Origin of the sequence: Ramlibacter henchirensis (assembly GCF_004682015.1) — a bacterium.
GTDB lineage: Bacteria > Pseudomonadota > Gammaproteobacteria > Burkholderiales > Burkholderiaceae_C > Ramlibacter > Ramlibacter henchirensis.
Window position 1 is genome coordinate 2026332 of sequence record NZ_SMLM01000001.1, and the last position, 15129, is coordinate 2041460.

Here is a 15129-nt window from a genome sequence, read left to right on the forward strand (position 1 = left end):
CGGGCCCTCGGGGAAAAGTTGGGAATACACAAATGATCCAGACTGAATCCCGGCTCGAAGTCGCCGACAACACGGGCGCGAAGTCCGTGCTTTGCATCAAGGTGCTCGGTGGCTCCAAGCGTCGCTACGCCAGCGTGGGCGACATCATCAAGGTGAGCATCAAGGAAGCGGCCCCGCGCGGCCGCGTCAAGAAGGGCGAGGTCTACAGCGCCGTCGTGGTGCGCACCGCCAAGGGCATCCGCCGCGGCGACGGCTCGCTCGTGAAGTTCGACGGCAACGCCGCCGTGCTGCTCAACAACAAGCTGGAGCCGATCGGCACCCGCATCTTCGGCCCGGTGACGCGCGAGCTGCGCACCGAGCGCTTCATGAAGATCGTGTCGCTGGCGCCCGAAGTCCTCTAAGGAACGCAAGCCATGAACAAGATTCGCAAAGGCGACGAGGTCATCGTCCTCGCGGGCCGCGACAAGGGCAAGCGCGGCAAGGTCATCCTGCGCAAGGACGACGACCGCGTGGTGGTCGAGGGCATCAACCTGGTGAAGAAGCACACCAAGCCCAACCCGATGAAGGGCACGACCGGCGGCATCGTGGAGAAGGCCATGCCGATCCACCAGTCCAACGTGGCGATCTTCAATCCCGCCACCGGCAAGGCCGACCGGGTCGGCGTCAAGGTCCAGGGCGACAAGCGCGTGCGCGTCTTCAAGTCCAGCGGCGAAGAAATCAAGGTGGCATGACCATGGCACGACTGCAGCAGCATTACCGCGAGAAGCTTGTCCCCGAGCTGACCCAGAAGTTCGGCTACAAGTCGCCGATGGAGGTCCCGCGCCTTACCAAGATCACGCTGAACATGGGCGTGAGCGAGGCGGTGGCCGACAAGAAGGTCATGGACAACGCCGTCGGCGACCTGACCAAGATCGCCGGCCAGAAGCCCGTGGTCACCAAGGCCAAGAAGGCCATCGCCGGCTTCAAGATCCGCGAAGGCCAGCCGATCGGCTGCATGGTCACCCTGCGCGGCGAGAAGATGTTCGAGTTCCTCGACCGTTTCGTCACCGTGGCCCTGCCGCGCGTGCGCGACTTCCGCGGCATCTCCGGCCGCGCCTTCGACGGCCGCGGCAACTACAACATCGGCGTGAAGGAACAGATCATCTTCCCCGAGATCGAGTACGACAAGGTCGACGCCCTGCGCGGCCTGAACATCAGCATCACCACCACGGCCAAGACCGACGAGGAAGCCAAGGCGCTCCTCCAGGGCTTCCGTTTCCCGTTCAAGAACTGAAGGTACATCGTGGCAAAAACTGCTTTGATCCAGCGCGAACTCAAGCGTGACAAGCTCGTCGCCCAGTACGCGAAGAAGTACGCGGAACTGAAGGCGACCGCCGGCGATGTGAAGAAGAGCGAGGAAGAGCGCGCCGCCGCGCGCCTGGCCCTGCAGAAGCTGCCGCGCAACGCCAACCCGACCCGCCAGCGCAACCGCTGCGAGATCACGGGCCGCCCGCGCGGCACCTTCCGCCAGTTCGGCCTGGCCCGAAACAAGATCCGCGAGATGGCCTTCACGGGCGACATCCCGGGCGTGATCAAGGCCAGCTGGTAAGCGGCGAGGAGAGACAAGACATGAGCATGAGTGATCCCATCGCCGACCTGCTGACCCGCATCCGCAACGCGCAGATGGTGGCCAAGCCGTCGGTGAGCGTGCCGGCGTCCAACCTCAAGGTCGCGATCGCCCAGGTCCTGAAGGACGAGGGCTACATCGACGGTTTCGAGGTCAAGAAGGACGGCAACAAGAGCGAGCTCGAGATCTCGCTGAAGTACTACGCCGGCCGTCCCGTCATCGAGCGCATCGAGCGCGTCAGCCGCCCCGGCCTGCGCATCTACAAGGGCCGCAACGCCATTCCGCAGGTGCAGAACGGCCTGGGCGTCGCCATCGTCACCACCCCCAAGGGCGTGATGACCGACCGCAAGGCGCGCGCCAGCGGCGTGGGCGGCGAAGTGCTGTGCTACGTGGCCTAAAGGGAAGGAACAGGAAATGTCCCGAGTAGGAAAGATGCCGGTCGCCGTCCCGCAGGGCGTGGACGTGCAGATCAAGGACGACCAGATCAGCGTCAAGGGCACGGGCGGCACGCTGTCGCTCGCGCAGAACGCGCTGGTCAAGGTGAGCAGCAAGGACGGCAAGCTGTCGTTCGAGCCGGCCGACGAATCGCGCGAAGCCAACGCCATGAGCGGCACCATGCGTCAGCTGGTGAACAACATGGTGCTGGGCGTCACCAAGGGCTTCGAGAAGAAGCTGAGCCTGGTGGGCGTGGGCTACAAGGCCACCGCGCAGGGCGCCAAGCTGAACCTGTCGGTGGGCTATTCGCACCCCGTCAACAAGGACATGCCCGCGGGCATCACCGTGCAGACGCCGGCGCCCACCGAGATCGTGGTCAAGGGCGCCGACCGCCAGAAGGTCGGCCAGGTTGCCGCCGAGATCCGAGCCATCCGTCCGCCCGAGCCTTACAAGGGCAAGGGGATCCGTTACGCGGACGAGAAGATCGTGATCAAGGAAACCAAGAAGAAGTAAGGAGCGGACGATGTTGAACAAGAAAGAGCAGCGCCTCCGCCGGTCCCGCCAGACCCGCATCCGCATCGCCACGCAGGGCGTTGCCCGGCTGACGATCAACCGCACGAACCTGCACATCTACGCCCAGGTCATCTCCGACGACGGCAGCAAGGTCCTGGCCGCCGCGTCGACGGCCCAGGCCGACCTGCGCAAGGAGCTGGGCGGCTCGGGCAAGGGCGGCAACACCGCCGCGGCCCAGCGCGTGGGCAAGCTGATCGCCGAGCGCGCCAAGGCCGCGGGCGTCGAGCAGGTCGCATTCGACCGCTCGGGCTTTGCCTACCACGGCCGCGTCAAGGCGCTGGCCGATGCCGCCCGTGAAGCGGGCCTGCAGTTCTAACGGACACGGATACTGAACATGGCAAAGATTCAAGCGAACCGGCAGGCTGAGGGTCCGGAGGACGGCCTCAGGGAAAAGATGATCGCGGTGAACCGCGTCACCAAGGTGGTCAAGGGCGGCCGGATTCTCGGTTTCGCCGCGCTGACCGTCGTGGGCGATGGCGACGGCCGCGTCGGCATGGGCAAGGGCAAGTCCAAGGAAGTGCCCGCGGCCGTGCAGAAGGCCATGGAAGAGGCCCGCCGCAACATGCGCAAGGTGTCGCTCAAGAACGGCACGCTGCACCACAACGTGGTCGGCCGCCACGGCGCCGCGCACGTGATCATGGCGCCGGCCCCCAAGGGCACCGGCATCATCGCCGGCGGCCCGATGCGCGCGGTGTTCGAAGTCATGGGCATCACCGACATCGTGGCCAAGAGCCATGGTTCGACCAACCCGTACAACATGGTCCGGGCGACCCTCGACGCGCTGAAGAACTCCACCACACCCTCGGAAGTGGCGGCCAAGCGCGGCAAGTCGGTCGAAGACCTGTTCGCCGCCTGAGCGAAGGAACGAACGACATGGCGACCCAACAAAACACGGTCAAGGTGCAGCTGGTGCGCAGCCCCATCGGCACCAAGGAATCGCATCGCGCCACGGTGCGCGGTCTGGGCCTGCGCAAGCTCAACTCGGTCTCCGAGCTGCAGGACACGCCGGCGGTGCGCGGGATGATCAACAAGATCAGCTACCTGGTGAAGGTGCTCTGACATGGAACTGAACAACCTCAAGTCCGCCCCGGGCGCCCGCAAGGCGCGCCGCCGCGTCGGACGCGGCATCGGCTCGGGCCTGGGCAAGACCGCGGGCCGCGGCCACAAGGGCCAGAAGTCCCGCGCCGGCGGCTATCACAAGGTCGGCTTCGAAGGCGGCCAGATGCCGCTGCAGCGCCGCCTGCCCAAGCGCGGCTTCAAGTCGCAGTCGCTCAAGTTCAACGGTGAGGTCACGCTGACCTCGCTGGAGAAGCTGGGCGCGGCAGAAGTCGACCTGCTCACGCTGAAGCAGGCCGGCCTGGTCGGCGAAATGATCAAGAACGTCAAGGTCATCAAGTCCGGCGAGCTCAAGCGCGCCGTCAAGCTGACCGGCATCGGCGCGACCGCCGGGGCCAAGGCCGCCATCGAGGCGGCTGGCGGCAGCCTGGCCTGACGCGCACGAACGGAAGCACGAAGTTGGCGACGAACGCAGCCCAACTCGCGAAGACCGGCAAGTTCGGCGACCTGCGCCGGCGGCTGGTCTTCCTGCTGCTCGCGCTGGTGGTCTACCGCATCGGCGCGCACATCCCCGTGCCCGGCATCGACCCGGGACAGCTCCAGCAGCTGTTCAAGGGCCAGCAGGGCGGCATCCTGAGCCTGTTCAACATGTTCTCGGGTGGCGCTCTGTCGCGGTTCACGGTGTTCGCGCTGGGGATCATGCCGTACATCTCGGCCTCCATCATCATGCAGCTGCTCACGTACGTGGTCCCCACGTTCGAGCAGCTGAAGAAGGAGGGCGAGGCCGGCCGCCGCAAGATCACGCAGTACACGCGCTACGGCACCCTGGGCCTGGCTCTTTTCCAGTCGCTGGGCATCGCGCTGGCGCTGGAAGGCTCGCCGGGCCTGGTGATCCAGCCGGGCTTCGGCTTCCGCATGACCGCGGTGGTCAGCCTCACGGCCGGCACCATGTTCCTGATGTGGCTGGGCGAACAGATCACCGAGCGCGGGCTGGGCAACGGCATCTCGATCCTGATCTTCGCCGGCATCGCCGCGGGACTGCCCAGCGCCATCGGCGGCCTGCTGGAGCTGGTGCGCACGGGTGCGATGAGCATCCTGATCGCCATCTTCATCGTGGTCGTCGTCGGGCTGGTCACCTACGCTGTGGTGTTCATCGAGCGGGGGCAGAGAAAGATCCTGGTCAACTACGCGCGGCGACAGGTCGGCAACAAGGTCTACGGCGGCCAGTCGTCGCACCTGCCGCTGAAGCTGAACATGGCCGGCGTGATCCCGCCGATCTTCGCGTCGTCGATCATCCTGCTGCCCGCCACGGTGGTGAGCTGGTTCTCGACCGGCGATTCCATGCGCTGGCTGCGGGACCTGGCCTCGACCCTTTCGCCGGGCCAGCCGATCTACGTGATGCTGTACGCGGCCGCGATCGTGTTCTTCTGCTTCTTCTACACGGCGCTCGTGTTCAACAGCCGCGAGACCGCCGACAACCTGAAGAAGAGCGGCGCCTTCATCCCGGGCATCCGCCCGGGCGACCAGACGGCGCGCTACATCGACAAGATCCTGCTGCGCCTGACGCTGGCCGGTGCGGTGTACATCACCATCGTGTGCCTGCTGCCCGAGTTCCTGATCCTGAAATACAACGTGCCGTTCTATTTCGGGGGCACCTCGCTGCTGATCATCGTGGTGGTCACGATGGACTTCATGGCCCAGGTGCAGAACTACATGATGAGCCAGCAGTACGAGTCGCTGCTGAAGAAGGCGAACTTCAAGACTTCACTCGGCGGTTGACGGGAGATGGCCAAGGACGACGTGATCCAGATGCAGGGGGAGGTGGTCGAAAACCTTCCCAACGCCACCTTCCGGGTGAAGCTGGAAAACGGGCACGTGGTGCTCGGGCACATCTCCGGAAAGATGCGCATGCACTACATCCGCATCCTGCCGGGTGACAAGGTCACCGTTGAATTGACGCCCTACGACTTGTCCAGGGCACGCATCGTGTTCCGGGCCAAGTAAGGCGCGGGGAAAGCTTTAGGAGAAAGACAAATGAGAGTTTCGGCTTCCGTCAAGAAGATCTGCCGCAACTGCAAGATCATCCGCCGCAAGGGCGTCGTGCGCGTGATCTGCACCGATCCGCGCCACAAGCAGCGCCAGGGCTGAGCCAACAGGACAGGTTAAGGAAAAGACATGGCACGTATCGCCGGCATCAACATTCCGCCGCACCAGCACGCCGAGATCGGTCTGACGGCCATCTTCGGCATCGGCCGCACCCGCGCCCGCAAGATCTGCGAGGCCTGCGGCATTGCGTATTCCAAGAAGGTCAAGGACCTGTCGGACGCCGACCTCGAGAAGATCCGCGACCAGATCGGCAAGATCACGATCGAGGGCGACCTGCGCCGCGAGACCACGATGAACATCAAGCGTCTGATGGACATCGGCTGCTACCGGGGCTTCCGCCACCGCCGCGGCCTGCCGCTGCGCGGCCAGCGCACGCGCACCAACGCCCGCACCCGCAAGGGTCCGCGCAAGGCTGCGCAGGCGCTCAAGAAATAACCGGGAAAGAGAACAGACATGGCCAAGGCTCCCGTCAACAACGCCGCGCAGCGAGTGCGCAAGAAGGTCCGCAAGAACGTGTCCGACGGCGTCGCGCACGTGCACGCGTCCTTCAACAACACCATCATCACGATCACCGACCGCCAGGGCAACGCGCTCTCCTGGGCGTCTTCCGGCGGCCAGGGCTTCAAGGGCTCGCGCAAGTCCACGCCGTTCGCCGCCCAGGTGGCCTCGGAAGTGGCCGGCCGCGCCGCGATCGAGCAGGGCATCAAGAACCTGGACGTCGAGATCAAGGGTCCCGGCCCGGGTCGCGAGTCCTCGGTGCGCGCGCTGGCCGCGTTGGGCATCCGCATCACGTCGATCTCCGACGTGACGCCGGTGCCGCACAACGGCTGCCGCCCGCAGAAGCGCCGCCGGATCTAAGGTTTTCGTTCAACCAAGCCCACTGCCACCAGCCCACGGCTGATGGCTCCCGCGGCAACAGGCCGCGGCAGATGAAGCAAAGGAAAGACAAGTGGCACGTTATCTCGGCCCCAAGGCCAAACTCTCCCGCCGCGAAGGCACGGACCTGTTCCTCAAGAGCGCCCGCCGCTCGATCAGCGACAAGGCCAAGTTCGACTCCAAGCCCGGCCAGCATGGCCGCACCTCGGGCCAGCGCACCAGCGACTTCGGCCTGCAGCTGCGCGAGAAGCAGAAGGTCAAGCGCATGTACGGCGTGCTGGAAAAGCAGTTCCGCCGCTACTTCGAAGAGGCCAACCGCCGCAAGGGCAACTCCGGCGCGAACCTGCTGTTCCTGCTCGAGTGCCGCCTGGACAACGTGGTCTATCGCATGGGCTTCGGCTCCACCCGCGCCGAAGCGCGCCAGCTGGTCAGCCACAAGGCGATCACGGTCAACGGCCAGCCGGTCAACATCCCGTCGTTCCTGGTCAAGGCGGGCGACGTGGTCGCCGTGCGCGACAAGTCCAAGAAGCAGAACCGCGTGGTCGAGGCACTGCAGCTGGCGCAGCAAGTCGGCATCCCGGCATGGGTGGAAGTCAACGCCGACAAGGCCGAAGGCACGTTCAAGAAGGTGCCGGACCGCGACGAATTCGGCGCCGACATCAACGAATCGCTGATCGTTGAGCTGTACTCGCGTTAAAGCGAGCACCCAAAAGGAAAACGAGGCTGCCGTGCAGCCTCGTCCTTCGAAGATTTTTCGTTCCCTTGTTGCGGGGCACCGCAACCGGGGACTTCACCAGCCTTACCGGTGTAACGAGCCGGGGGTATTGAGAGGAAGTCCTGCATGCAAACCAACCTGCTGAAACCCAAAGCCATCAACGTGGAACAGCTTGGCCCCAACCGGGCCAAGGTGACGCTGGAGCCGTTCGAGCGCGGTTACGGCCACACGCTGGGCAACGCCCTGCGCCGCGTGCTGCTCTCCTCGATGGTCGGGTATGCGGCAACCGAAGTCACCATCGCCGGTGTGCTTCACGAGTACTCGTCGATCGACGGCGTCCAGGAAGACGTGGTCAGCATCCTGCTGAACCTCAAGGGCGTGGTCTTCAAGCTGCACAACCGCGACGAGGTCACACTGTCGCTGCGCAAGGACGGCGAGGGCGTGGTCACCGCCGCCGACATCCAGACGCCGCACGACGTCGAGATCATCAATCCCGACCATGTCATCGCCCACCTCTCGCAGGGCGGCAAGATCGACATGCAGATCAAGGTCGAGAAGGGCCGCGGCTACGTGCCGGGCACGATGCGCCGCTACGCCGACGAGCCGACCAAGTCCATCGGCCGGATCGTGCTGGACGCCTCGTTCTCGCCGGTCAAGCGCGTGAGCTACACGGTTGAGAGCGCGCGCGTGGAGCAGCGCACCGACCTGGACAAGCTGGTCGTCGAGATCGAGACCAACGGCGCCATCACCGCCGAAGACGCGGTGCGCGCCTCGGCCAAGATCCTGGTCGAGCAGCTGGCCGTGTTCGCGCAGCTCGAGGGCAGCGAACTGGCCGCCTTCGACCAGCCGGTGCAGCGCAGCTCGCAGCAGTTCGACCCGATCCTGCTGCGCCCGGTGGACGAGCTGGAACTCACCGTCCGCTCGGCCAACTGCCTGAAAGCCGAGAACATCTACTACATCGGCGACCTGATCCAGCGCACCGAAAACGAGCTGCTCAAGACCCCGAACCTGGGCCGCAAGTCGCTCAACGAGATCAAGGAAGTGCTGGCTTCGCGCGGGCTCACGCTCGGCATGAAGCTCGAGAGCTGGCCCCCGGCCGGCCTCGACAAGCGTTAAGCAGAGGAAAACGAGGCTGCTTCGCAGCTTCGCCCTTGGTGAAACTGGCGGTACCTGATCCGGCCGCCTTTTAGATAACGAAAGGAAATCACCATGCGTCACGGCCACGGCCTTCGCAAACTCAATCGCACCAGCGAGCACCGCCTCGCCATGCTGCGCAACATGATGAATTCGCTGATCGAGCACGAGGTGATCAAGACCACCGTGCCCAAGGCGAAGGAACTGCGCCGCGTGGTCGAGCCCATGATCACGCTTGGCAAGGAGCCGACGCTGGCCAACAAGCGGCTGGCGTTCGACCGCCTGCGCGATCGCGACATCGTCGCCAAGCTGTTCACCGAACTGGGCCCGCGCTACAAGGCCCGTCCGGGCGGCTACACGCGCATCTTGAAGATGGGCTTTCGCGTCGGCGACAACGCGCCGATGGCGCTCGTCGAACTGGTCGACCGTCCCGAGCCCACCGAGGCTCCCGCCGGCGAGCAGAACAACGCGCAATAGCCTATAATCTTCCCTCTCTGACGCGCGGTGGAGCAGCCTGGTAGCTCGTTGGGCTCATAACCCAAAGGTCGCAAGTTCAAATCTTGCCCGCGCAACCAAATCCGAACGCCCACCTTGGTGGGCGTTTTCATTGGTGGCTCGACGCGGAGGTGCAAATGGCGGCAGACGAGCAGGTCTGGCGTGAGTGGGTCGGCAGGACAGAGACGGTCCGCGACGCGATCCATCCCACGCCGGTGATGCAGCTGAACGCGACGCTCGATCGCGAGCCGGCCGCAGAACCCGGCGCACCCTTGCCGCCGCTGTGGCACTGGCTCTACTTCCTGCCGCGCCACAGGCAATCCGAGATCGGCGAAGACGGGCACGCGAAGCGCGGCGGATTCCTGCCGCCCGTTCCGCTGCCCAGGCGCATGTGGGCCGCGGGCCGATTCCAGTTTCACTCACCCATCCGCATCGGCGATGCGGTCGAGCGCCGGTCCACCATCGAAGACGTAACGCAGAAGGCCGGCCGCACCGGGCCGCTGGTGTTCGTGACGGTGCGGCACGAGGTGTTCTGCAATGGCTCGGCCGCCCCCGCGCTGACCGAGCACCACGACATCGTCTACCGCGAGGCGCGCAAGCCGGGCGACGTCGAGCCGCCGCCGCAGAAGCCGCAGGACTCGCCCGCGTGGCGGCGCGAGATCGTGCCCGACGACGTGCTGCTGTTCCGCTATTCGGCGCTGACGTTCAACGGGCATCGCATCCACTACGACCGCCGCTACGTCACCGAGGTGGAGGGCTACCCCGGGCTCATCGTGCACGGTCCGCTGATCGCCACGCTGCTGATGGACCTGCTGCGGCGCGAGCAGCCCGATGCCGACGTGGCGTCGTTCCGGTTCCGCGCCACCCGGCCCACCTTCGACCTGCATCCCTTCCACGTCAACGCACGGCCTTCTGAGGATGGACGTTCGGTGCGCCTCTGGGCGCAGGACCACGAAGGCTGGCTCACCATGGCCGCGACGGCCACGCTGCGCTGACGACGCAGTCTTCCTCGAATGCACCGCTCAAGGGCGTCACGGCCGCCGCGGGCGCGATCTAGGCGAAGGCGGGGGGTCAGTCCTCGAGGAAGTTGCCGGCAGTGAACACCACCGGCGGCGCATCCGGATCGAAGAACACGCCGGCAGGGTCGCCGCCCGCTGCCACGACCTCCAGCTGCTGCTGCAGCAGCCGGCGCAGCATCACGATGCCGCGGTCGCTCGTGGCCAGGTGCTCTTCGGAGTGCCTGGCGATCGCGCCCTGGCTCACCATCGCCTCGTAGTCGCCGGGGAACTGCTGGTGCTCCTCTGCGGAGAGCTCCTCCCACAGCTTGCCGTTCAGCCGCGAACGCATGCGCGTGAGTTCGCCCTGCTCGCGAACGCGGCCGACCACGTAGATGCGGAAGTGGTGGTCGTCGATGGGCAGCACCCAGCCGAGCGATTCGACCGGGCCGTAGCGCCCCACGCGCGGACTGGGGATCACGCGCAACGTCGGCAGGCCTGCTTCGCTGATGCGGCGGAAGGTCTTGCCGTCGGGCATCTTGCGTACCGAGATCGTCCGCACGCTGTGCGGCTGCACTTCCCATTGGACCTGCGGCATCAGCGTCATCTGCTCCACGAACTGCGTGCCGCTGAAAGACGAATGCAGGATGACCACGTGGAAGGGATCCACCAGGTTCTCGTAGTGCTGCAGCCAGTTGCAGGGAATGATCTGCGGCCCCCCGCCGCCGATGCTGTTGGCGTTGGCTTCGAGGAATTCGCCGTCCTCGAGCTTCTCCAGGCATTCGTAGCGCGGCAGCACCGGCTTGCGATCCGGCGGGCCCATGTAGGCCCACACCAGTCCGTACAGCTCCTGCACGGGGTACCAGGGCTGGCGCACCTTGTCGCGCGCGCGGCCGCCTTGCGGCTCGCACGGCTGCTCCACGCAGCGGCCCTGCACGTCGAACAGCCAGCCGTGGTAGCAGCAGCGGATCCCGCGCTCTTCCACCTTGCCGTAGAACAGCGAAGAGCCGCGATGAGCGCAGTGCGGATAGACGAGCCCGGGCCGTCCGGTCTTGTCGCGGAACAGGATCAGCTCCTCGCCCAGCACGCGGACCTGCCGCGGCGTGTCCGTCGCGTCGGATGAAAGGCCCACCGGGTGCCAGTAGCGCCGCAGCAGCTCGCCCATGGGCGTGCCCGGGCCAACCTCGGTGAGGTCCTTGCGATGCGCCGGGGCCGGTTTGCCGTAGGCCGTGCCGCTGTCGATCTCGATCGGGATGACGCGCCGCGGCGCGCCGGAAGCGATGTCGTTCATGCGATCACTCAATCGGCCGTCACGCCGGCGGCCTTGATCAACTCCACCATGCGCGGGTAGTCCGCGCGGTAGCGCTCGACGAACTGGGCGGGCGTGTTGCCCAGCGGCTCAAAGCCGTAGCCGGTCAGGCGCGCCTGGATGTCCGGCATCTGCGTGATCTCCCGAAGAGCGGTCACCCAGGCCTGCACCACGGGATCGGGCAGCCGCGCCGGGCCGTACACGCCGATCCAGCTGTCGATGTCGAAGCCCTGGAAGCCCTGTTCCTTGAAGGTGGGCACCTGCGGCATGGTGGACACGCGGCTGGTGCCGGTGATGCCCAGCACCTTCATCTTGCCGCCCTGTGTGTGGTTGCGCGCGCTCGAAGGGTTGGCCCACGCGAAGTCCAGCACGCCGCCGAACAGGTCGTTGTGAGCCGACGATTCGGACTTGTAGGCGGCGTGGATCAGGTTGGTGCCCGTCTGCCGCCGCAGCAGTTCGCAGAACAGGTGTGCAGTGGAGCCCGTGCCCCAGGTTCCGTATGTCATGCCGCGCGGCTGCTTCTTCGCATGCTCGACGAACTCGCGAACGTTGCTGTACGGCGCGTCGGCACGCGCCACGAGCATCGGGCCGCCGGTCGCCAGCATCGAGAGCGGCGTGAAGTCCTTGACCGGGTCGTACGGCAGCTTGGGCTGCAGGATGGCGGCGTTCACGTGCGTGAGCGGCAAGGTCATCAGCACCGTGTGTCCATCGGGCGTCGCCTTCGCCACCAGGTCGGCGGCGAGGATGCCGCTGGCGCCCGGGCGCGGTTCGACGACGGCGGGCTGCCCCCAGCGCGAAGCGAGCTTGTCGCCGTAGACGCGCGCCAGCGTGTCGATTGGTCCGCCGGCCGTGCCGAACGGCACGATGCGAACGGGGCGGCTGGGGAACGGGGGGCTTTGTGCCAGGCCCGGGAGCGACCACGCCGCGAGGCCTGCGCCGGCGGCGGCCATCCACTGCCTCCTGCTGAGCTGCATACTTGTCTCCTGTCGTTGGTACCGCCCATGTTGCAACGGCGGCGCGCCGCATGCAATTTGAACGTTTGGATATGAGCCATGCCCCAGCGTGATATCCGCAGCCTCGACGTCGCCATGCTGCGCACCTTCGACGCGCTGATGCGCGAGCGCAGCGTCTCGCGCGCGGCGGGGCGTTTGTTCCTCAGCCAGCCGGCGGTCAGCGCATCCCTCAACCGCCTGCGCGAGGTGTTCGGCGATCCGCTTTTCACGCGCACGTCGCACGGTATCGTGCCCACGGCGCGCGCGCATGCGCTCGGTCCTCAGGTCGCGAAGGTGCTGGCCGACATCGCCGGCCTGCTGGAAGGCGACCGGTTCGATCCGGCGCGCAGCCAGCGCGTGTTCCGCGTCGCTGGATCGGACCACGCGAGCCGGCTCGTGTTGCCGGAGCTTTCACGAAGGTTGGTCGACGCGGGGTCGCAGGCCCGCATTCACTGGGTGCCGCCGGGCCTATGGTCGCTCGCGGAGCATCTCCACCGACGTGAACTGGATCTGGCCGTGGTCGCTCGCATCCACCGGCCTCGCGACATCGAGACGCAAGTGCTCTATGAGGACCACTACGTCCACGTCGTGCGCCGCGCCCATCCGCAAGCAAGCGAGCCGCTCACGCTGGATACCTTCTGCTCGACGCCCCAGGTCTTCCTGGGCTACGGCACGTCGACGCTGGACGACACGATCGACGAGACGCTGCGCCGGTCAGGCCATGCGCGCCTCGCGCAGGTCGCGGTCAGCAGCTTCGGGCAGATCGTCCACCAGCTGCTGCACAGCGACCATGCCGCGGTGCTGGGCCGCCGCGTCGCATTGCACTACGCCGAGCAGCTGTGCATCCGCGAAGTGCCGTTCGAGCTGCCGCGCTACCAGTCTCTGCTGTGCTGGTCGCCCGGCGCCGCGAGTGACACCGGCGTGACCTGGTTGCGCGAGCAGGTCGCGGACATCGTGGGCATCGAACCCGAGTCCGGCGCAGCCGTCGCTCAATAAGCCCGGCTCAGCCGGATGCGGCAGGACGGCTGCGGCGAGCAGTCGAAGTTCCACACCAGCAGGTCGCCGTCGGGGACGCGGCAATCCGGCTGCGGTCCGCAGGTCTCGTTGGTCTGCTCGATCAGGCGCGGGTCCGTGCCCCACCAGTTCAGGCTGCGGCCGCTGCGCGCGGGCAGCGCGATGCGGCAGGCGTCGGTCTCGCAGGCGGCGTTCCAGGCGGCGATGTCGTCCATCGACGCGGTTGCGACGTCGGGGCGGCGCGTCGGTTCGGCAGGCGCAGGCGGCGTCGCGTTTGTGTCGCCCTCAGCCGATTCGCCTTGCGTAGCCCCGCCGTTTGCTGTGCCGCTCATTGCGTCGCCGCGCGCCGGCGGGGGGCTGCCGCTGGTGATCGCCGCCGCCGCAACGTTCGCGCCCGCAGCGGCGTCGCTTGCGCCGCCACCTCCACAGCCCGCGAGAACCAGCGTGACACAAGCTGCGGCCACGGCGCGCAGGCAGTACTTCCAGAGATGCATTCGTCACTCCATGGCCGCAAGGTCGCAGCCGATGAAGTCATTCTTGAGGCTTCGGATGCCCGCGCAGCGGTCGCATGGCTCCAACGGGCTACGCCCGGCATGAGAAGGTGTGGCGAGAAGGGAACTGCGGAAAGAAGAACGCCACCCGCAGGTGGCGAACTGGATCTGGCGCGGCTGGCGGGGATCGAACCCACGACCCTTGGCTTCGGAGGCCAATACTCTATCCACTGAGCTACAGCCGCTTCGAGGGAGGCGCGCATTATCGCCCATCGCGGGCGCCGGCCCTTCCGGCACGGCCGCGCACCGGCTCGCGCAGAGGAGCGCCAGAGGCGACGGCCTATAATCAAAGGTTGTTTTGACCCGCCCCGCGCAGAATATTTCCTGAGGATGCCATGAGCGAGAGCACGCACGAAGAAGCCCACACAGGCCCAATCAAGACCCCCAAGCAGTTGCTGCTGGCCGTGTTGCTGTCGTTCGTGGTCCCGGTGCTGATCATCATGGGCTTCGTGGCCTACGTGGTCGCGGAGAACAAGCCGGCCGGCACGACGCAGATCGAGACCTATGCGCTCGGCGGTGTCACGGCGCAAGACGTGGAGCGCGGCGTGACCGAGCGCATCCGCAAGGTCGGAACCGTCGAGATCCGCGACGCCAACCGTCCGCTCAAGCCCGGCACCGAGGTCTACAAGGCGCAGTGCGCGGCTTGCCACGACCAGGCCGTGGCCGGCGCGCCGAAGTTCGGGGACCAGGGCGCCTGGGGCGCTCGCATCCGCACCGGCTTCGAGGCACTGGTGACGTCGGCACTCAAGGGCAAGGGCGGCATGCCGCCGCAGGCCGGAGGCGAGCACGAGGACGTGGAGGTTGCCCGCGCCGTGGCCTTCATGGCGAATGCCGCCGGTGCCAACTTCGCCGAGCCGCAGCGTGCCCAGGTGCAGGCCGCGGCCGATGCAGCGCCGGCGCCCGCCACTGCAGCGGCGGGCGCTGCAGGAGCCCCCGGCTCTTCCGCCGCTCCGGCCGCGCCGCCTGCTGCCGCACCGCAGGTGGTCGCCGCGGCGCCCGGCGCTGCCGCGCCGCAAGCCGCCGCTGCGGGCGGTGGCGCCGGCGAGGCCATCTACAAGCAGGCCTGCTTCGCCTGCCATGCCGCGGGAGTGGCCAACGCGCCGAAGCTGGGCGACAAGGCCGCTTGGGCGCCGCGCCTGGCGCAAGGCGTCCCGACGCTGGTGCAGTCGGTGGTGAAGGGCAAGGGCGCGATGCCGCCGCGCGGCGGCAGCACCGCTTCGGATGCGGACCTGAGCGCTGCGGTGGAGTACATGGTCGGCACGGTGAAGTGAC

At 66.8% G+C, this 15129-nt stretch carries 24 protein-coding genes and 2 tRNA genes; 22 read left to right on the forward strand and 4 right to left on the reverse strand.

Features of this window, described 5'->3' with window-relative positions; all coding sequences use genetic code 11:
* Positions 1–32: 32 nt before the first annotated feature.
* The 20 genes from rplN (at position 33) to EZ313_RS10045 (ending at position 9991) form a co-directional block, all read left to right on the forward strand.
* Positions 33–401 carry a 50S ribosomal protein L14 gene (gene rplN, locus EZ313_RS09950; RefSeq protein WP_006297881.1) on the forward strand — a complete coding sequence of 123 codons (369 nt, stop codon included), beginning with the start codon at positions 33–35 and terminating at the stop codon, positions 399–401.
* Positions 402–413: 12 nt separating this feature from the next.
* The gene (rplX, locus tag EZ313_RS09955) at positions 414–731 is read left to right on the forward strand and encodes a 50S ribosomal protein L24 (protein WP_135263004.1); all 318 of its coding nucleotides are present in this window, start codon (positions 414–416) and stop codon (positions 729–731) included.
* A gap of 2 nt (positions 732–733) precedes the next feature.
* Positions 734–1273: a 50S ribosomal protein L5 gene (rplE, locus tag EZ313_RS09960; protein WP_135263005.1), complete on the forward strand. Its 540-nt coding sequence runs from the start codon at positions 734–736 to the stop codon at positions 1271–1273.
* Positions 1274–1282: 9 nt separating this feature from the next.
* Positions 1283–1588: a 30S ribosomal protein S14 gene (rpsN, locus tag EZ313_RS09965; protein ID WP_135263006.1), complete on the forward strand. Its 306-nt coding sequence runs from the start codon at positions 1283–1285 to the stop codon at positions 1586–1588.
* 20 nt (positions 1589–1608) lie between these two features.
* Positions 1609–2004: a 30S ribosomal protein S8 gene (gene rpsH / locus EZ313_RS09970; protein WP_135263007.1), complete on the forward strand. Its 396-nt coding sequence runs from the start codon at positions 1609–1611 to the stop codon at positions 2002–2004.
* Between the two features lie 16 nt (positions 2005–2020).
* On the forward strand, positions 2021–2554 hold the full coding sequence (gene rplF / locus EZ313_RS09975) for a 50S ribosomal protein L6 (RefSeq protein WP_135263008.1): 534 nt from the start codon (positions 2021–2023) through the stop codon (positions 2552–2554).
* Between the two features lie 10 nt (positions 2555–2564).
* Entirely contained in the window at positions 2565–2930 is a 366-nt protein-coding gene (rplR, locus tag EZ313_RS09980) for a 50S ribosomal protein L18 (protein WP_135263009.1), read from the forward strand.
* 18 nt (positions 2931–2948) lie between these two features.
* Positions 2949–3470, forward strand: a complete 522-nt coding sequence (rpsE, locus tag EZ313_RS09985) for a 30S ribosomal protein S5 (protein ID WP_135263010.1) — start codon at positions 2949–2951, stop codon at positions 3468–3470.
* Between the two features lie 17 nt (positions 3471–3487).
* Positions 3488–3673, forward strand: coding sequence for a 50S ribosomal protein L30 (gene rpmD / locus EZ313_RS09990; protein WP_135250181.1), 186 nt, complete (start codon positions 3488–3490; stop codon positions 3671–3673).
* A 1-nt stretch (position 3674) separates the two neighbouring features.
* A complete protein-coding gene (rplO, locus tag EZ313_RS09995; RefSeq protein WP_135263011.1) occupies positions 3675–4106 on the forward strand; it encodes a 50S ribosomal protein L15 in 432 nt (143 codons plus the stop codon).
* A 23-nt stretch (positions 4107–4129) separates the two neighbouring features.
* On the forward strand, positions 4130–5449 hold the full coding sequence (secY, locus tag EZ313_RS10000; RefSeq protein ID WP_135263012.1) for a preprotein translocase subunit SecY: 1320 nt from the start codon (positions 4130–4132) through the stop codon (positions 5447–5449).
* A gap of 6 nt (positions 5450–5455) precedes the next feature.
* On the forward strand, positions 5456–5674 hold the full coding sequence (infA, locus tag EZ313_RS10005) for a translation initiation factor IF-1 (RefSeq protein ID WP_012734373.1): 219 nt from the start codon (positions 5456–5458) through the stop codon (positions 5672–5674).
* Between the two features lie 30 nt (positions 5675–5704).
* On the forward strand, positions 5705–5818 hold the full coding sequence (gene rpmJ / locus EZ313_RS10010; protein ID WP_011481465.1) for a 50S ribosomal protein L36: 114 nt from the start codon (positions 5705–5707) through the stop codon (positions 5816–5818).
* 27 nt (positions 5819–5845) lie between these two features.
* Entirely contained in the window at positions 5846–6211 is a 366-nt protein-coding gene (rpsM, locus tag EZ313_RS10015) for a 30S ribosomal protein S13 (protein ID WP_135263013.1), read from the forward strand.
* A gap of 18 nt (positions 6212–6229) precedes the next feature.
* The gene (rpsK, locus tag EZ313_RS10020) at positions 6230–6634 is read left to right on the forward strand and encodes a 30S ribosomal protein S11 (protein WP_135263014.1); all 405 of its coding nucleotides are present in this window, start codon (positions 6230–6232) and stop codon (positions 6632–6634) included.
* A 91-nt stretch (positions 6635–6725) separates the two neighbouring features.
* Positions 6726–7349, forward strand: coding sequence for a 30S ribosomal protein S4 (rpsD, locus tag EZ313_RS10025; RefSeq protein ID WP_135263015.1), 624 nt, complete (start codon positions 6726–6728; stop codon positions 7347–7349).
* A gap of 144 nt (positions 7350–7493) precedes the next feature.
* The gene (locus EZ313_RS10030) at positions 7494–8483 is read left to right on the forward strand and encodes a DNA-directed RNA polymerase subunit alpha (protein ID WP_055894694.1); all 990 of its coding nucleotides are present in this window, start codon (positions 7494–7496) and stop codon (positions 8481–8483) included.
* A 93-nt stretch (positions 8484–8576) separates the two neighbouring features.
* Positions 8577–8978: a 50S ribosomal protein L17 gene (gene rplQ, locus EZ313_RS10035; RefSeq protein ID WP_135263016.1), complete on the forward strand. Its 402-nt coding sequence runs from the start codon at positions 8577–8579 to the stop codon at positions 8976–8978.
* A gap of 21 nt (positions 8979–8999) precedes the next feature.
* A tRNA-Met gene (locus tag EZ313_RS10040) sits at positions 9000–9076 on the forward strand.
* A gap of 57 nt (positions 9077–9133) precedes the next feature.
* Positions 9134–9991, forward strand: coding sequence for an HTD2 family dehydratase (locus EZ313_RS10045; RefSeq protein ID WP_135263017.1), 858 nt, complete (start codon positions 9134–9136; stop codon positions 9989–9991).
* Positions 9992–10067: 76 nt separating this feature from the next.
* On the opposite strand, the gene EZ313_RS10050 is transcribed toward EZ313_RS10045, so the two are convergent.
* Entirely contained in the window at positions 10068–11282 is a 1215-nt protein-coding gene (locus EZ313_RS10050) for an aromatic ring-hydroxylating dioxygenase subunit alpha (RefSeq protein ID WP_135263018.1), read from the reverse strand.
* 8 nt (positions 11283–11290) lie between these two features.
* A complete protein-coding gene (locus EZ313_RS10055) occupies positions 11291–12274 on the reverse strand; it encodes a Bug family tripartite tricarboxylate transporter substrate binding protein (RefSeq protein ID WP_135263019.1) in 984 nt (327 codons plus the stop codon).
* 78 nt (positions 12275–12352) lie between these two features.
* Between EZ313_RS10055 and EZ313_RS10060 the strand changes: the two genes are divergently transcribed.
* Positions 12353–13288, forward strand: coding sequence for a LysR family transcriptional regulator (locus EZ313_RS10060; protein ID WP_135263020.1), 936 nt, complete (start codon positions 12353–12355; stop codon positions 13286–13288).
* Here EZ313_RS10060 and EZ313_RS10065 read toward each other — a convergent pair.
* Together EZ313_RS10065 and EZ313_RS10070 are read right to left on the reverse strand one after the other, a co-directional pair.
* The gene (locus EZ313_RS10065) at positions 13282–13800 is read right to left on the reverse strand and encodes a hypothetical protein (RefSeq protein ID WP_135263021.1); all 519 of its coding nucleotides are present in this window, start codon (positions 13798–13800) and stop codon (positions 13282–13284) included. The genes EZ313_RS10060 and EZ313_RS10065 overlap by 7 nt on opposite strands.
* A gap of 166 nt (positions 13801–13966) precedes the next feature.
* Positions 13967–14042 (reverse strand) — tRNA-Arg (locus tag EZ313_RS10070).
* 150 nt (positions 14043–14192) lie between these two features.
* Between EZ313_RS10070 and EZ313_RS10075 the strand changes: the two genes are divergently transcribed.
* The gene (locus EZ313_RS10075) at positions 14193–15128 is read left to right on the forward strand and encodes a c-type cytochrome (protein WP_135263022.1); all 936 of its coding nucleotides are present in this window, start codon (positions 14193–14195) and stop codon (positions 15126–15128) included.
* Position 15129: the final 1 nt, after the last annotated feature.

Excerpts from the sequence above, each read along its gene's own strand:
- rplN (WP_006297881.1), top strand. The coding sequence starts at position 33 with ATGATCCAGACTGAATCCCGGCTCGAAGTCGCCGACAACACGGGCGCG.
- rplX (WP_135263004.1), top strand. The coding sequence starts at position 414 with ATGAACAAGATTCGCAAAGGCGACGAGGTCATCGTCCTCGCGGGCCGC.
- rplE (WP_135263005.1), top strand. The coding sequence starts at position 734 with ATGGCACGACTGCAGCAGCATTACCGCGAGAAGCTTGTCCCCGAGCTG.
- rpsH (WP_135263007.1), top strand. The coding sequence starts at position 1,609 with ATGAGCATGAGTGATCCCATCGCCGACCTGCTGACCCGCATCCGCAAC.
- rplF (WP_135263008.1), top strand. The coding sequence starts at position 2,021 with ATGTCCCGAGTAGGAAAGATGCCGGTCGCCGTCCCGCAGGGCGTGGAC.
- rplR (WP_135263009.1), top strand. The coding sequence starts at position 2,565 with ATGTTGAACAAGAAAGAGCAGCGCCTCCGCCGGTCCCGCCAGACCCGC.
- rpsE (WP_135263010.1), top strand. The coding sequence starts at position 2,949 with ATGGCAAAGATTCAAGCGAACCGGCAGGCTGAGGGTCCGGAGGACGGC.
- rpmD (WP_135250181.1), top strand. The coding sequence starts at position 3,488 with ATGGCGACCCAACAAAACACGGTCAAGGTGCAGCTGGTGCGCAGCCCC.
- rplO (WP_135263011.1), top strand. The coding sequence starts at position 3,675 with ATGGAACTGAACAACCTCAAGTCCGCCCCGGGCGCCCGCAAGGCGCGC.
- infA (WP_012734373.1), top strand. The coding sequence starts at position 5,456 with ATGGCCAAGGACGACGTGATCCAGATGCAGGGGGAGGTGGTCGAAAAC.
- rpmJ (WP_011481465.1), top strand. The coding sequence starts at position 5,705 with ATGAGAGTTTCGGCTTCCGTCAAGAAGATCTGCCGCAACTGCAAGATC.
- rpsM (WP_135263013.1), top strand. The coding sequence starts at position 5,846 with ATGGCACGTATCGCCGGCATCAACATTCCGCCGCACCAGCACGCCGAG.
- rpsK (WP_135263014.1), top strand. The coding sequence starts at position 6,230 with ATGGCCAAGGCTCCCGTCAACAACGCCGCGCAGCGAGTGCGCAAGAAG.
- EZ313_RS10030 (WP_055894694.1), top strand. The coding sequence starts at position 7,494 with ATGCAAACCAACCTGCTGAAACCCAAAGCCATCAACGTGGAACAGCTT.
- rplQ (WP_135263016.1), top strand. The coding sequence starts at position 8,577 with ATGCGTCACGGCCACGGCCTTCGCAAACTCAATCGCACCAGCGAGCAC.
- EZ313_RS10045 (WP_135263017.1), top strand. The coding sequence starts at position 9,134 with ATGGCGGCAGACGAGCAGGTCTGGCGTGAGTGGGTCGGCAGGACAGAG.
- EZ313_RS10050 (WP_135263018.1), bottom strand. The coding sequence starts at position 11,282 with ATGAACGACATCGCTTCCGGCGCGCCGCGGCGCGTCATCCCGATCGAG.
- EZ313_RS10055 (WP_135263019.1), bottom strand. The coding sequence starts at position 12,274 with ATGCAGCTCAGCAGGAGGCAGTGGATGGCCGCCGCCGGCGCAGGCCTC.
- EZ313_RS10060 (WP_135263020.1), top strand. The coding sequence starts at position 12,353 with ATGCCCCAGCGTGATATCCGCAGCCTCGACGTCGCCATGCTGCGCACC.
- EZ313_RS10065 (WP_135263021.1), bottom strand. The coding sequence starts at position 13,800 with ATGCATCTCTGGAAGTACTGCCTGCGCGCCGTGGCCGCAGCTTGTGTC.
- EZ313_RS10075 (WP_135263022.1), top strand. The coding sequence starts at position 14,193 with ATGAGCGAGAGCACGCACGAAGAAGCCCACACAGGCCCAATCAAGACC.